The following is a 12533-nucleotide window of genomic DNA, read 5'->3' on the forward strand; positions in this document are numbered from 1 at the left end:
CGTGCTGGCCGGCGCGCCCTACGTGAACGCGCAGGGCATGCTGGCCAACGGCGACATGGTGCGCGGCGCGATGATCCGCGGCGTGCTGCCGGAGCTGGAGGGGCAGGTCGCCGATTTCTCCCGCTACATGAAGGCCGGCCGGCTGGCCGACCTCAAGCCGGGCGAATTCGGTATCGTCCTCGGCGGCGAACTGGCGCGCGTGCTCAACGTCTACCCCGGCGACAAGGTGGTGCTGCTGACACCTCAGGGCAACATCACTCCGGCCGGGGTGATGCCGCGCGTCAAGCAGTTCACCGTCACCGGCATCTTCGAGGCCGGCATGTTCGAATACGATTCCGGCCTCGCGCTCATCCACCTGCAGGACGCGCAGAAGCTGCTGCGGCTGGGCGACGACGTGTCGGGGGTGCGGCTGAAGCTCGCCGAGCTCTTCCGTGCACCCTTCGTGACGCAGGCGCTGGCGCAGACCCTCAGGGGCGACTACTACCTGACCGACTGGACGCAGAGCCACGCCAACTTCTTCCGCGCGGTGGCGATCGAGAAGCGCATGATGTTCCTGATCCTCCTGCTGATCGTCGCCGTCGCGGCGTTCAACATCGTGTCGACCCTGGTGATGGCGGTGACCGACAAGCAGTCCGACATCGCCATCCTGCGTACCCTCGGGGCACGCCCCGCCTCGATCATGAAGATCTTCATCGTGCAGGGCGCCTTCATCGGCGTCTTCGGCACCGCGCTCGGCGTCGCCAGCGGCGTGTTGTTGGCGCTCAATCTCGAAACCGTGGTGCCGATCATCGAACGGATGGCGGGGATGGATCTCTTTCCGGCCGACGTCTACTACATCAACGAACTGCCGTCGAAGCTCGAGTGGGGCGACGTCGGCATCATCGGCGGCATCTCCCTGCTCATCAGCCTGGCCGCGACGCTCTACCCGAGCTGGCGCGCGTCGCGCATCAACCCGGCGGAGGCGCTGCGCTATGAGTGAGGTCGTGCTGCGCTGCCGTGGCCTGGGTAAAACCTTCCGCCAGGGAAAAAATGACGTTCCGGTGCTGGTGGACGTCGATCTCGAAGTCCGCGCCGGCGAGTCGCTTGCCGTCGTCGGCGCCTCGGGGTCGGGCAAAAGCACCTTGCTGCACCTGCTGGGCGGCCTCGATGCGCCGACCTGCGGCCAGGTCGAACTGCTGGGGCGCGATCCTTTCGCCATTTCCGAAGCGGCGCGCTGCGAACTGCGCAACACCGCGCTGGGTTTCGTCTATCAGTTCCATCATTTGCTGCCGGAGTTTTCGGCACTGGAAAATGCGGCCATGCCGCTCATCGTCCGTCGTCTGGAGCACGCCCAGGCGCTGGCGCGTGCGGCCGAGGTGCTGGGCGAAGTCGGGCTGGGCCATCGGCTTTCCCACCGCCCCGGCGAGCTTTCCGGCGGCGAACGGCAGCGCGTCGCCATTGCGCGCGCGCTGGTTACGCGGCCCGCGTGCATCCTCGCCGACGAGCCGACCGGCAATCTCGACCGTCATACCGCCCATGCCGTGTTCGACCTGATGCGCGAGCTCAACCGCAAAGAGGGTGCCAGCCTGATCGTCGTCACCCACGACAGCGAGCTTGCCGCATGCATGGACCGGCAGTTGAGGCTGGTGGACGGGGCGCTGCAACCGGTCTGAGCGTTCGGCGCGATGCGAGCCTATCTCATCGCGTTCTGTCTCGGCGTATGGCTGCTGCAACAGCAGGCGGCGCTGCCTGCCGCGCGCGGCTTGTGGCTGCTGCCGCTGGCGTCGGTCGTTCTGTTGGTTCCGCGTTTCCCCCGGGTTTTGCCCGAAACGCTGCGCCGGTTGGCGGTGGCGCTGCTGTGCGCCGCGCTCGGTTTTGGCTGGGCGGCCTGGCGGGCCGAACTGCAGCTGGCCGATCGCCTGCCCGATCACTGGCAGGGCGTGGACATCGCCGTGGTCGGCGTGGTGAGCGATTTGCCGCTGGCCGGCCCGCGCGGCGAGCGCTTCGTGCTGGACATCGAGCAGGTCGTCACGCCGGATGCGCCGAACCTGCGACGTATCCAGCTCGCGCGCTACTGGCCGCGCGATGCGACGCGCAATCCGAGCGTGCAGGCGGGCGAGCGCTGGCAGTTCACGGTGCGGCTGAAACGGCCTTACGGCACGCACAACCCGCACGGATTCGATCTCGAAGCCTGGATGCTTGAACGCGGCATCGCCGCTTCCGGGTACGTGCGCGAGCAGCCCCCGCCGCAGCGCCTCGATGCGCGCGCAGCCACGCCTGCAGCCTGGATCGCCGCCACGCGCGCCGCGATCCGCGAGGAGATCAATTCGACGCTGGGCGATGCGCCCTATGCCGGCGTCATCGCGGCGCTGGTGATCGGCGATCAGCGCGGCATTCCGCACGAACAATGGCGTGCGTTCACCCGCACCGGGGTCAATCACCTGCTGTCGATTTCCGGCCTGCACGTCACCATGATCGCCGCGCTCGCCGGCTGGGCGCTGGCGTTCGGCTGGCGGCGTTGGCCGCGTGCGGCGGAGCGGCTGCCGGCGCGGCAGGCGGGGCTGCTGGCCGCGGTCATGGCGGCGTGTGCCTATGCCGTGCTGGCCGGTTTTCAGGTGCCGGCGCAGCGCACCCTGTTCATGCTCGGCGTGCTGGCGCTGGCATTCTGGGGGCGCCGCGAGCCGCGTCCCTTTTCGGCACTGACGTGGGCTTTGTTCGCTGTGTTGCTGATCGATCCGTGGGCGGTGCTGTCGGCCGGGTTCTGGCTGTCGTTCGGCGCCATGGCGGTGATCCTGTGGGTGACGTTCGGACGCCTGGCGTTGCCCGGCAGGCTGCGCGGCTGGGCGACGGTGCAGGCGGCGGTGACGCTGGCGCTGGCGCCCGCCTTGTTCCTGCTGTTCCAGCAGGTGTCGCTGGTTTCGCCGCTCGCCAACGCCGTCGCCATCCCGCTCGTCAGCTGGCTGGTCACGCCGCTGGCGCTGCTTGGCGTGATCGTGCCGCCGCTATGGCACGCGGCGGCATGGCTGATGGCCGGATTGGGAAAAGGGCTGGTCTGGGCCAGCACCCTGCCGTGGGCGGTGGCGGCCCAGCCTGCGCCGGAGGGGTGGGCGGTGCTGCTGGCCGTCGCCGGAACCGTTTGGCTGCTGCTGCCGCGCGGGTTTCCGCTGCGGGTTCTGGGCGGCCTGCTGTGGCTGCCGCTGGTGTTTCCCGTGCGCGCCAGTGTGGCGCCCGACACCTTCCAGGCCGAAATCATCGATGTCGGGCAAGGCACCGCCATCCTGATCCGTACCGCGCAGCATGCGCTGCTCTACGACACCGGCGCCGCATTTGCCGACAGCGACGCGGGCGAACGCATCGTCGTCCCCTATCTGCGGGCAGCCGGCGTCGCCGAATTGTCCGGCGTGATCGTTTCGCACGACGACAGCGATCACAGCGGCGGCCTGCGGTCGCTGCTGCGCGACGTCCCCACTGGCTGGCTGCTGCATGGCCTGCCCGCCGCCAGCCCGCTTTTGACGAATGCGCCGGCGCCGCGCCGCTGCGTTCGCGGCCAGCGCTGGCAATGGGAGGGCGTGCGCTTCGAGATACTGAATCCGCCCGTCGCAGCCTATGCCGAATCCATCCGCCGCGACAACGATTTCAGCTGCGTGCTGAAAATCAGCCGGGGCGGGCACAGCCTGCTGATTACCGGCGATGCCGAGCGGCGCGGCGAACTCGAATTGCTGGAATCGGGTGCGGATGTCGCGGCCACGGTGCTGGTGGCCGGTCATCACGGCAGCCGCACTTCGTCGCTGGCGGAATTCGTCGACCAGGTGCGGCCGCGTTATGGCGTGTTCACGATGGGCTACCGCAACCGCTTCGGTCATCCGCATCCGCAGGTGACGGCGCGATTCCGCGAGCAGGGTGCGCGGATTCTGCGCAGCGACACGGGCGGCCTCATCCGGCTGACGTTTGGCGAAGCCGGGGTGGTGGCCTCAGAATATCGTCCGTCCCACCGCCGTTACTGGCATGACACGCCGCCGCCCCATGAATGAAGTCGTCCGCCCCCGCTGTTTTGACGCCACCGATCTGGAATCGGCGCGGCAGGCGCTGGCGCGCGTGCTGCCGGTGGCGGAAAACGATCTGCCCTGGCGTGCGCTGGCTTATGCGCACGACCGGCTGGGCGGCAGCGTGGAGTTTGCCCACAGCGTAGGCACCGCGCTGATCGTCGCCGAGCTGCGCGTGGGCGCGGATGCCGTCGCCGCGGCGCTGCTGCACGCCTGTCTGGGCGACGCCCCCGATTTCGACGCCGCGTTCGGCACCGCTGCGCGGCTGGCGCGCGGCGTGGCGGCGATGGCGCGTATCGAGACGCTGGCCAGCAGCGTCACCGACAAGCGCGTCGATCCGCATGCCCATCTGGAAGCGTTGCGGCAGATGGTGTTGGCGATGGTGGCGGATATCCGGGTCGTACTGATCAAGCTGGCCGAACGGACGCATGCGTTGCGTTGCGCCGCCAGCAAGGATGCGGTTATGCGGGAAATGCTGGGACAGCAGGCGCGCGAGCTGTTCGCGCCGCTGGCGAACCGGCTCGGCGTATGGCAGATCAAGTGGGAAATGGAAGACTGGGCGTTCCGTTATCTGGAGCCCGATACCTACAAAAGCATCGCCGTTCAGCTCGACGAAAAGCGCGCCGACCGCGAGGCCTATATCAAGAGCATCATCGAACGCCTGCAGGCCGAGCTTGCACTGCACGGCATCGAGGCCGAAATCAGCGGGCGCCCCAAGCACATCGCCAGCATCGTCAACAAGATGCGGCGCAAGCGGCTGAGCTTCGAGCAGCTCTATGACATCCGCGCGGTGCGCGTGCTGGTGAAACACGAGATCGACTGCTACACCGTGCTGGGCCTGGTGCACAACCTGTGGCAGCCGATTCCTGGCGAGTTCGACGACTATATATCGCAGCCGAAGAGCAACGACTACCGATCGCTGCATACTGCGGTGATCGGCCCCGAGGATCGCGCACTCGAAGTGCAGATACGCACTTTCGACATGCACCGCAATGCCGAGCTGGGTGTTGCCGCGCACTGGCGCTACAAGGAAGGCGGCAGGCAGGATGCGCAGTACGAGGAAAAGATCGCCTGGCTGCGGCGCATCCTGGAATGGAAGGACGACGTTGCCGACAGCAGCGAATTCACCGAACAGTTCAAGACCGAACTGTTCCATGACCAGGTCTACGTGCTGACCCCGCAGGGGCGAGTGGTGGCGCTCGATCGCGGCGCCACGCCGGTGGACTTCGCTTACGCGCTGCATACCGATCTGGGGCACCGCTGCCGCGGCGCCAAGATCAACGGTGCGATGGTGCCGTTGAGTACCGCGCTGGAGAATGGCCAGCGGGTCGAGATCATCGCCGCCAAGGAGGGCGAACCGAGCCGCGACTGGCTGAATCCTGCGCTCGGCTATCTGGCCACCCATCGCGCGCGCTCCAAGGTACGTGCGTGGTTCCGCCAGCGCGACGTCGGCGAGCAGGTCAGCCTCGGCCGCACCCTGCTGGAAAAGGAACTCAAGCGCATGGGCGTGGTGGATGCGAACCAGGAAAAACTCGCCCAGCGCCTCAAGTTCGGCAAGGTCGAAGAATTCCTTGCCGCGCTCGGACGCGGCGACGTCGGCCAGCGCGATCTGGTCAACGCCCTGCCGGAATCCGGCAAAGTCATGGCTGCGCTGGCACCCACCAGCAAACCCCGGGTTCGCGCCAAATCAGGCAATCCGGTTACCATTCCAGGGCTGGGCGACGTGCCGTTGACGCTGGCGCGCTGCTGCAAACCGCAGCCGCCCGACGCCATCGTCGCCTACACCACGGTCGGGCGCGGCGTCACGGTGCACCGCGCCGACTGCGCCTCGCTCAAGCGCGCCAATCCCGCGCGTGCGATGCCGGCGCAATGGCTGCTCGATGCCGGCGCTGCGTTCGAAGTGGACATCCGTCTCAAGGCCTTCGACCGGCAGGGCCTGCTGCGCGATATTTCCGACGTCATCGCCAAGGACCGGCTCGACGTGCTGCGCGTCAATACCGAGAGCCACGGCGAATTTGCACACATGCAGCTCACCGTGCGAGTCAAGGAGCTGCAACAGCTGTCGCGCCTGCTGGCGCGCCTGCAGCACGTGCAGAACGTCATCGAGGTGGGACGCAGCTGAGTCTTCGTTGATGCTTTCCATGCTTTGCAGCATTTTTTCCATTTATCGTTTTGCCTGCCATGCAGCCACAATCCGCCATTCTTGATGCCATCCCGGACCACGCGCGCCATCTGTTCTTCGGCCTCGATCCGTCGGCCGACCCCCGTGCCGCGTTGCAGGCGCTGGCAGCGGCCTGCGACGGAAAATCGGCCGTCCTGGGAATCGGGGTGAAGGTTGCCGGAATGCTGGGCGTCGATCTGGCGGGCCTGCGCGGGTTTCCGGTGCTGCCGGACGCCCGCCCGCCGATTCCGGCAACCCAGCACGCATTGTGGCTGTGGCTGCGCGGTAACGAACCCGGCGACCTGCTGTTGCACGGGCATGCGCTGCAGGCGATGGCCGCGCCTGCATTTACCCTGGTACAGGCGATCGATAGTTTCCGCCATCGGGACAGCCGCGACCTGACCGGCTATGAAGACGGCACCGAAAACCCCAAGGACGAGGCTGCTGTCGAGGCGGCGATCGCGCAGGGGCAGGGCCGCGGGATCGACGGCTCCAGCTTTGCCGCCGTACAGCAGTGGCTGCATGATTTTCCGGTGTTCGACGCGCTGCCGCGTGCGCAACAGAACAACTGTTTCGGCCGCGACCGCGACAGCAATGAAGAACTCGGCGACGCGCCCGAATCGGCCCACGTCAAACGTACCGCACAGGAGGACTTCAATCCCGAAGCCTTCGTGGTGCGCCGCTCCATGCCCTGGGTGGCGGGCGCCGATGCCGGGCTGCTGTTCCTCGCTTTCGGCAAGTCGTTCGACGCGTTCGAAGCCCAGCTGCGCCGCATGACCGGGCACGACGACGGCATCAGCGATGCGCTGTTCCACTTCACCCGTCCGCTCACCGGCGGCTACTACTGGTGCCCGCCCATGGCCGGCAATGGAGTCGATCTTTCCGCTTTGGGCGTATGAGCGAGCCGTCCAGGCCGGAGACGCCGCCCGCAAACGACGCGCCCGAAGGCGCGCTCACGCTGCGCACACCGTGGTGGCGCAACTGGAAAGTGATGTTGCCGCTGTGGCTGGGGATGGCCGTGCTGGTGGGGCTGGGCCTGTATTTCGACGTCGATCGCGGTGTGATCGCGGGCAGCGTGGTGGCAATCGGACTGATCTCCAATGCCTTTGCCTGGCTGCTGGGGATGATTGCCCTGGTGCCGGTCATTGGCCCGGTCATCGTCAAGGTGCTGTCGATCGGCTTCATCTGGCTGCTCAACGCAGTGGGCTATCTGGTGTCCTATATCGCCATTCGCCGTGGCTACTCCAGGGATGTGCTGACCTATCGCGGACTGACCGTGGCGGTCATCATCGGCATCGTGATCGGCTTCGTGCTGGGCAAGCTGATTTAGAGCCTGTCAACACTCGTTTCCCGGTACGGCAGCCAGAATCTCCCGTGCCAGCAGCTGCAGGCCAGCGCGGGATAGATCGGTGGTGCTGAAAGTCTGATCGGCCGGCGTCGGCGCGTAATTGCTCGACAGCGATTTACCATAGGCCGGGTCGTAATGCTGTTCCAGCAAGGCGGCCACCAGATCGTCCCATGCCTGCAGGCTGGCCAGCGCCTGCCACGCCGCGACGGTTTCGTGGCCGCGCAGCGAAACAAGATGGGCAAGCCGGCTGTTGATGATTGCGGGATCGTGCAGGAAATGCGCATAGTCCTCGGTCAGAAGCCGGACCCGCGCCGCCAGCGGAACTTCCAGCCGTATGCAGGGGCTGGCGCGCATCGCCGCGATGAGCGCATCGGGCACCTGCAATGCACCGATTCTTTTGCTTTCCGATTCCACGAATACCGGGCGCTGCGGGTTGAACCGGGCGAGGGCGAACCAGATGGCGCTCTCGAAGCTTTTCTGCGTCGGCTGGGGCTGCTCGGGCAGCGCGCCCAGCAACGAGCCCCGATGGGCGGCGAGTGCTTCGAGATCGAGCACTTGGGCGCCTTCGCCGGCCAGTGCCTGCAGCAGACGGCTCTTGCCGCTGCCGGTGGGACCGCATACCACGCGATAGCTCAAGCGTGCCGGCAGACGCTCGAGTTCCGCCACCACGTGCCGCCGATAGGCTTTATAGCCACCGTCGAGCTGCATCGCGGCGAAGCCGATTTTCTGCAGGATGTGCGTCATCGCACCGCTGCGGCTGCCGCCGCGCCAGCAATACACCAGCGGGCGATACGATTTGGGCTTGTCGGCAAACCGGGTTTCGAGATGGCGGGCGATATTGCGCGACACCAGCGCCGCGCCGACTTTTTTTGCCTCGAACGACGACACCTGTTTGTACAGGGTGCCGACGCGCTCGCGCTCGGCGTCGTCCAGCACCGGCAGGTTGATGGCACCGGGGATGTGATCCTCGGCAAATTCACCCGGGGAACGGGCGTCGATGATCTCATCGAAGGCAGGGAGGTCTGCTACGGTGGCGGGCAAACTGGGCTCAACTTTCGGGGATGGAAACAAGGGACACGGTCGAAAGCATGCCATTGTCACACGGCGGCGGAGGCGGCTGCAAAATCGTGCCCGCCGGGTCTGGCGGAGCGTTGTTCCGCCGATGGTCGGCCTGCTATTGCGTTGTGTCGGACAACGGAGGGAAGGGGCTATGGCCAAAGCGATAGCATGGCATGAGCGCACGATTGCGCGTCCATGCCGGGGTGATGCTTAAACGGCTTTCAGGGGCGCGAATTTTCGGTCTTCGGTGCGCCGGCTGGCTACCTTGCGGCGATCTGCCGTAATGCCGGATGGCAGTGCGGTATCGCGCGGCGCGACGCGACGATCGCCCAAACGGCGTTCCAGCGGAATGAATTCAACGTGATAAACGGGAAGGGCCGACATCGATCTTGTCCTTGTCTGTCGAGATATTGACAATTGTAGTCAATATCTCGACGACTCCGCAAGGAAAAGCATGGCCGATAAGCCGACTATTTCATCCGTTAGTCGGCGCTTGGGTACAAGTCCGGATCAGGTCGTCCGGATCAGGCGCTGCTTTTCGCGCTGCCATTCGCGCTCTTTTTCCGCCGCGCGCTTGTCATGCTGTTTCTTGCCTTTTGCCAGACCGATTTCCAGCTTGATGCGGCCTTTTGAATAGTGCATGTCGAGCGGCACCAGAGTGAAGCCGGCCCGCTCGGTCTTGCCGATCAGTTTGTTGATTTCCGCTGCGTGCAACAGCAATTTGCGTGAGCGCGTGGGGTCGGGATGGATGTGGGTGGAGGCGGTAGGCAGTGGGCTGATGTGACAGCCGATCAGATACACGGCTCCGTTCTTGACGACGACGTAGGCTTCTTTCAATTGCACGCGGCCGGCGCGTATGGCTTTGACTTCCCAGCCCTCAAGCACCAGGCCGGCCTCGAATTTTTCCTCGATGAAATAATCGTGAAAGGCTTTTTTGTTGTCGGCGATGCTCATGGCGGACTGGCTTGCGTACAATTCTCGATTTTACAAGGCTTTAGGTACCCATGGCACGTGTGGAAAAAAGTGTGCTGGTGGCGCATTCCCCCGAACGCATGTTTGAACTGGTGGATCGGGTCGAGGATTATCCCGCTTTTCTGCCCTGGTGCGGCGGCACCGAATTGAAGTTCCGCGATGAACACAGCACGGTGGCGACGATTCACATCGCCTATATGGGCATTCGGCAAAGTTTCACCACTGAAAATGCCAAAAGCCATCCGCGCGAAATGCGCATCAGGTTGCAGCACGGCCCGTTTGCTGAACTCGAAGGCGACTGGTCGTTCCTGCCGTTGGGGGATGATGCCTGCAAGGTCGAATTCCGCCTGCAGTACGTGTTTTCCAGCCGGGTGCTGGAAACCATCCTGGCGCCGGTATTCAGCCACATCACCAATACGTTTGTCGACGCCTTCGTGCGCCGCGCCGACGAGGTCTATGCATGAGTGCAGCCAATATCAGTGTTGAAGTGATCTACGCGCTGCCGCAACAGCAGCCGCTGTTGCGGGTGAGTCTGGCCGAAGGCGCGACAGTGGAAGACGCCATCCGCCTGTCCGGCGTGCTGGAGGCATTTCCCGAAATCGATCTGGGCAAGAACAAGCTCGGGATTTTCAGCAAGCTGGTCAAACTGGACGAAGCGTTGCGCGACAAGGACCGGGTGGAAATCTACCGTCCGTTGATCGCCGACCCCAAGGAAGTCCGCCGCAAGCGGGCGGAAGAAGGCAAGGTCACCCGCAAAGGCGGCGGCGATGCTGTAGCGGAATAAAGCATTGGGGTATGGACGCGCCCGCACGGTCCGGGGCGCACAAAAAAGGCCTTCCGGCGCGAAACCGGAAGGCCTTTTGAGCGGAGGCGGGCTTGTTCAGTCGCCGATTTTGAGCACCGGGTAGTCGAGCTGGGCCAGACCTTTTTTGGCCTGGTCGCTGGCCACCTTGGCCTGCTTCAGCACCGTGGCGCTGTCGCCTTTTTCAGCGGCTGTTTCGGCCGCCTTGAGCGCGCTTTCTGCGGTGGTCCACAGGGCGTTCTTGGCTTTGGCTGTCTTGACGTCGGCCTGGGCCGCGGTGAGCGCGGCCTGCGCTTCGGCGCTGATGGCGGCTTTGCCCGGTTCGGCAGCCTTGGCGGCGGGCTGGCCGCCCGGCTGGTTGACGTAAAGGCCGCTGCAGCCAGCCAGACCCAGCAGGGCAACGGAAGTCAGTGCAAGCAAAACTTTCGACATTATTTTATCTCCTCGAGTTGTATGGCGTTCAGGGTGGGCTCGGAACCACGCGCCCTAGCAGGTTGAATGCTGACGCAAAGTTAGCCGCATCGCGTCCGGGAGTCAACCGCCCGCCATGGGTATCGGATTGGTAGATTACGACCAAGCGTCGGCGCGCGATGGCTTGCGGTAGTATTTTCCAATCCAGACATGAGCCTGAGCGAGCGGAGTAAACGGGGCGAGTTCAGGCGGCGCGTTTCTGGGATTTATTGATGAGTTGGAAGAGTTTTGCCCTGGCCTCGTTGAGCTGCCGGGCGGCCTCATTATCGCTGCACGCACTGGCAATTGCATCCAGCTTTTCGAAAGTGATTCCCGGCTTGAGATAGCGTTCTGCATCCGGCAACGATTTCAGCTTCTCATACGGCGTCGTCATGTCCTCGTAACGGTAATGCTTGCGGATACGCCCCTTCTGATCGACATATTCCGTCGGGAAATGACAGGGTCGGTGGAAATTGAGATACGGCGACAGCACCCCTGCCGTGAACGCATTCACCGCACCTGCCAGGTACTGCGGGATATGGCTGTAACCCAGATGCTTCCTCACCGTTGACGCGTTCTTGCTCTCCGCCAGCGCATTGTCGTTGCTCTGCCGGGAACGCGACTTGGTCTGCTCGATCCTGAGCTTCTCCAGCAGTTGAGCCACCCGCCGGTTGATGTACTCCGACCCGTTGTCGCTGTGGAAGCCCCGGATGACGAACGGGAACGCGGTCACCATCGCCTCCAGCACCGGCAGCAGGAATGCCTCGCTGATCCGCTCCACCGCGCAGACACACTGGCTTTGCGTCACCTCGTCCACCGCATTGACGAGATAGACCCCCTTCATTCCATCGAGATCGCCCTGGTGCACGCTATCTACGCGCAGGAAGCCCGGGCGACTGTCGGGAACAGGTTTCCTGCGTTCACCGATGGCATGGGCGACCGGACGGGTCTTGTCGAACGTGCCGCGTATGGCCTGGTAATGCTTGTGGGTGCGCAGGTTATACAGATGGCCGTTGGAAATCATCGCCAACCGCTCGAAGCGGGCATCGCCATGCACTCTGAACGCCCGCTCGCACAGCTTGCGCGTGGTGGTGCCGGACAGCGTGCCGTGCAGCGCATCCACCTCGGCCAGCAGGCGGATGTCGGCCTCGGTATAGCGCCGGGCAAATGGCGCGGCGGGGGTTCGCCGTCGGTCTTGGGTGTGCCCCTGCGCCATGAACTGGGCGATACGGCGCGTCACCTGGGCGCGCGACAGGCCGGTGACGCGCGCCAGATACCGGCGCAGCAGCCCACGATCGGCACGCCCGGCCTGCGGGTAGGCAAACTGCCTGAGTGTGGCGGTCATCCAGGCGTGGGCGGCTTCGCGGTTGGCAGAGATGAAACCGGTTTCGCCGGTGCCCGCCACAAAGGCGCGCACTTGCTCGATGGTTTGAATGGATTGGGTTCGAAGGGTCACGATCATGGCTCCATGATCCCGATTCGACCGCCTTCAGGCTCAACTCACGCTGGATTCACTACCACTCGCTCAGGCTCAGGTGTCATTGGACAAGGCTGCGGTTTGTGCAGGGCGGGGGCGGGCGCGTATAATTCCGCTTTGCGTTAAGGAAAGCCCATGCGTGTTCTGCAAAAAGCGCTGACGTTCGACGACGTTCTGCTCGTTCCCGCCCATTCCGCCATCCTTCCCCGCGAAGTCAGTCTGTCCACGCAGTTGACCCGCAC

The 12533-nt window shown here is 64.6% G+C and carries 14 protein-coding genes; 9 read left to right on the plus strand and 5 right to left on the minus strand.

Translation table 11 applies throughout. The features are described from left to right. From Q0L94_RS03595 to Q0L94_RS03620, 6 genes are all read left to right on the plus strand, one after another. Positions 1-979: lipoprotein-releasing ABC transporter permease subunit (locus Q0L94_RS03595; protein ID WP_296750150.1), on the plus strand; the 979-nt coding region annotated here is incomplete at its 5' end. Then, complete coding sequence (lolD, locus tag Q0L94_RS03600; RefSeq protein ID WP_296750152.1) at positions 972-1652, plus strand: lipoprotein-releasing ABC transporter ATP-binding protein LolD; 681 nt, start codon at positions 972-974, stop codon at positions 1650-1652. The genes Q0L94_RS03595 and lolD, both read left to right, overlap by 8 nt. Before the next feature lie 12 nt (positions 1653-1664). Then, positions 1665-4010, plus strand: a complete 2346-nt coding sequence (locus Q0L94_RS03605; protein WP_296750154.1) for a DNA internalization-related competence protein ComEC/Rec2 — start codon at positions 1665-1667, stop codon at positions 4008-4010. Then, positions 4003-6144, plus strand: coding sequence for a bifunctional (p)ppGpp synthetase/guanosine-3',5'-bis(diphosphate) 3'-pyrophosphohydrolase (locus tag Q0L94_RS03610; RefSeq protein WP_296750155.1), 2142 nt, complete (start codon positions 4003-4005; stop codon positions 6142-6144). Before Q0L94_RS03605 ends, Q0L94_RS03610 begins: the two co-directional genes overlap by 8 nt. Positions 6145-6203: 59 nt before the next feature. Beyond that, complete coding sequence (locus Q0L94_RS03615) at positions 6204-7082, plus strand: Dyp-type peroxidase (protein ID WP_296750157.1); 879 nt, start codon at positions 6204-6206, stop codon at positions 7080-7082. Further along, positions 7079-7513 (plus strand): hypothetical protein, encoded by a 435-nt coding sequence (locus Q0L94_RS03620; protein ID WP_296750159.1) that lies wholly within the window; start codon positions 7079-7081, stop codon positions 7511-7513. The genes Q0L94_RS03615 and Q0L94_RS03620 overlap by 4 nt, the downstream gene beginning before the upstream one ends. 6 nt (positions 7514-7519) lie before the next feature. Here Q0L94_RS03620 and mnmH read toward each other — a convergent pair whose 3' ends face one another. The 3 genes from mnmH to smpB all read right to left on the minus strand — a co-directional run bounded on the left by mnmH (position 7520) and on the right by smpB (position 9544). Continuing rightward, positions 7520-8572, minus strand: a complete 1053-nt coding sequence (mnmH, locus tag Q0L94_RS03625; RefSeq protein WP_296750161.1) for a tRNA 2-selenouridine(34) synthase MnmH — start codon at positions 8570-8572, stop codon at positions 7520-7522. A gap of 228 nt (positions 8573-8800) precedes the next feature. Beyond that, a complete protein-coding gene (locus tag Q0L94_RS03630) occupies positions 8801-8974 on the minus strand; it encodes a hypothetical protein (protein WP_296750162.1) in 174 nt (57 codons plus the stop codon). A 126-nt stretch (positions 8975-9100) separates the two neighbouring features. Further along, entirely contained in the window at positions 9101-9544 is a 444-nt protein-coding gene (gene smpB, locus Q0L94_RS03635; RefSeq protein WP_018078788.1) for an SsrA-binding protein SmpB, read from the minus strand. Positions 9545-9594: 50 nt separating this feature from the next. Between smpB and Q0L94_RS03640 the strand changes: the two genes are divergently transcribed. Both Q0L94_RS03640 and Q0L94_RS03645 read left to right on the plus strand, forming a co-directional pair. Then, the gene (locus Q0L94_RS03640) at positions 9595-10026 is read left to right on the plus strand and encodes a type II toxin-antitoxin system RatA family toxin (protein WP_296750163.1); all 432 of its coding nucleotides are present in this window, start codon (positions 9595-9597) and stop codon (positions 10024-10026) included. Continuing rightward, the gene (locus tag Q0L94_RS03645; protein ID WP_296750165.1) at positions 10023-10346 is read left to right on the plus strand and encodes an RnfH family protein; all 324 of its coding nucleotides are present in this window, start codon (positions 10023-10025) and stop codon (positions 10344-10346) included. The genes Q0L94_RS03640 and Q0L94_RS03645 overlap by 4 nt, the downstream gene beginning before the upstream one ends. A gap of 96 nt (positions 10347-10442) precedes the next feature. Here the strand turns inward: Q0L94_RS03645 and Q0L94_RS03650 are convergent, their stop codons facing one another. Next, positions 10443-10796: a hypothetical protein gene (locus Q0L94_RS03650; RefSeq protein WP_296750166.1), complete on the minus strand. Its 354-nt coding sequence runs from the start codon at positions 10794-10796 to the stop codon at positions 10443-10445. Between the two features lie 223 nt (positions 10797-11019). Further along, positions 11020-12270 carry a DDE-type integrase/transposase/recombinase gene (locus Q0L94_RS03655; RefSeq protein WP_296750167.1) on the minus strand — a complete coding sequence of 417 codons (1251 nt, stop codon included), beginning with the start codon at positions 12268-12270 and terminating at the stop codon, positions 11020-11022. A gap of 156 nt (positions 12271-12426) precedes the next feature. On the opposite strand from Q0L94_RS03655, the gene Q0L94_RS03660 reads away from it, so the two are divergent. Continuing rightward, positions 12427-12533 (plus strand): IMP dehydrogenase (locus tag Q0L94_RS03660; protein WP_296750169.1); only part of this gene is annotated, 107 nt, incomplete at its 3' end.

The sequence above is a fragment of the Thiobacillus sp. genome (assembly GCF_024708915.1).

Excerpts from the sequence above, each read along its gene's own strand:
- Q0L94_RS03610 (WP_296750155.1), top strand. The coding sequence starts at position 4,003 with ATGAATGAAGTCGTCCGCCCCCGCTGTTTTGACGCCACCGATCTGGAA.
- lolD (WP_296750152.1), top strand. The coding sequence starts at position 972 with ATGAGTGAGGTCGTGCTGCGCTGCCGTGGCCTGGGTAAAACCTTCCGC.
- Q0L94_RS03640 (WP_296750163.1), top strand. The coding sequence starts at position 9,595 with ATGGCACGTGTGGAAAAAAGTGTGCTGGTGGCGCATTCCCCCGAACGC.
- Q0L94_RS03615 (WP_296750157.1), top strand. The coding sequence starts at position 6,204 with ATGCAGCCACAATCCGCCATTCTTGATGCCATCCCGGACCACGCGCGC.
- Q0L94_RS03605 (WP_296750154.1), top strand. The coding sequence starts at position 1,665 with ATGCGAGCCTATCTCATCGCGTTCTGTCTCGGCGTATGGCTGCTGCAA.
- Q0L94_RS03620 (WP_296750159.1), top strand. The coding sequence starts at position 7,079 with ATGAGCGAGCCGTCCAGGCCGGAGACGCCGCCCGCAAACGACGCGCCC.
- smpB (WP_018078788.1), bottom strand. The coding sequence starts at position 9,544 with ATGAGCATCGCCGACAACAAAAAAGCCTTTCACGATTATTTCATCGAG.
- Q0L94_RS03630 (WP_296750162.1), bottom strand. The coding sequence starts at position 8,974 with ATGTCGGCCCTTCCCGTTTATCACGTTGAATTCATTCCGCTGGAACGC.
- Q0L94_RS03650 (WP_296750166.1), bottom strand. The coding sequence starts at position 10,796 with ATGTCGAAAGTTTTGCTTGCACTGACTTCCGTTGCCCTGCTGGGTCTG.
- Q0L94_RS03645 (WP_296750165.1), top strand. The coding sequence starts at position 10,023 with ATGAGTGCAGCCAATATCAGTGTTGAAGTGATCTACGCGCTGCCGCAA.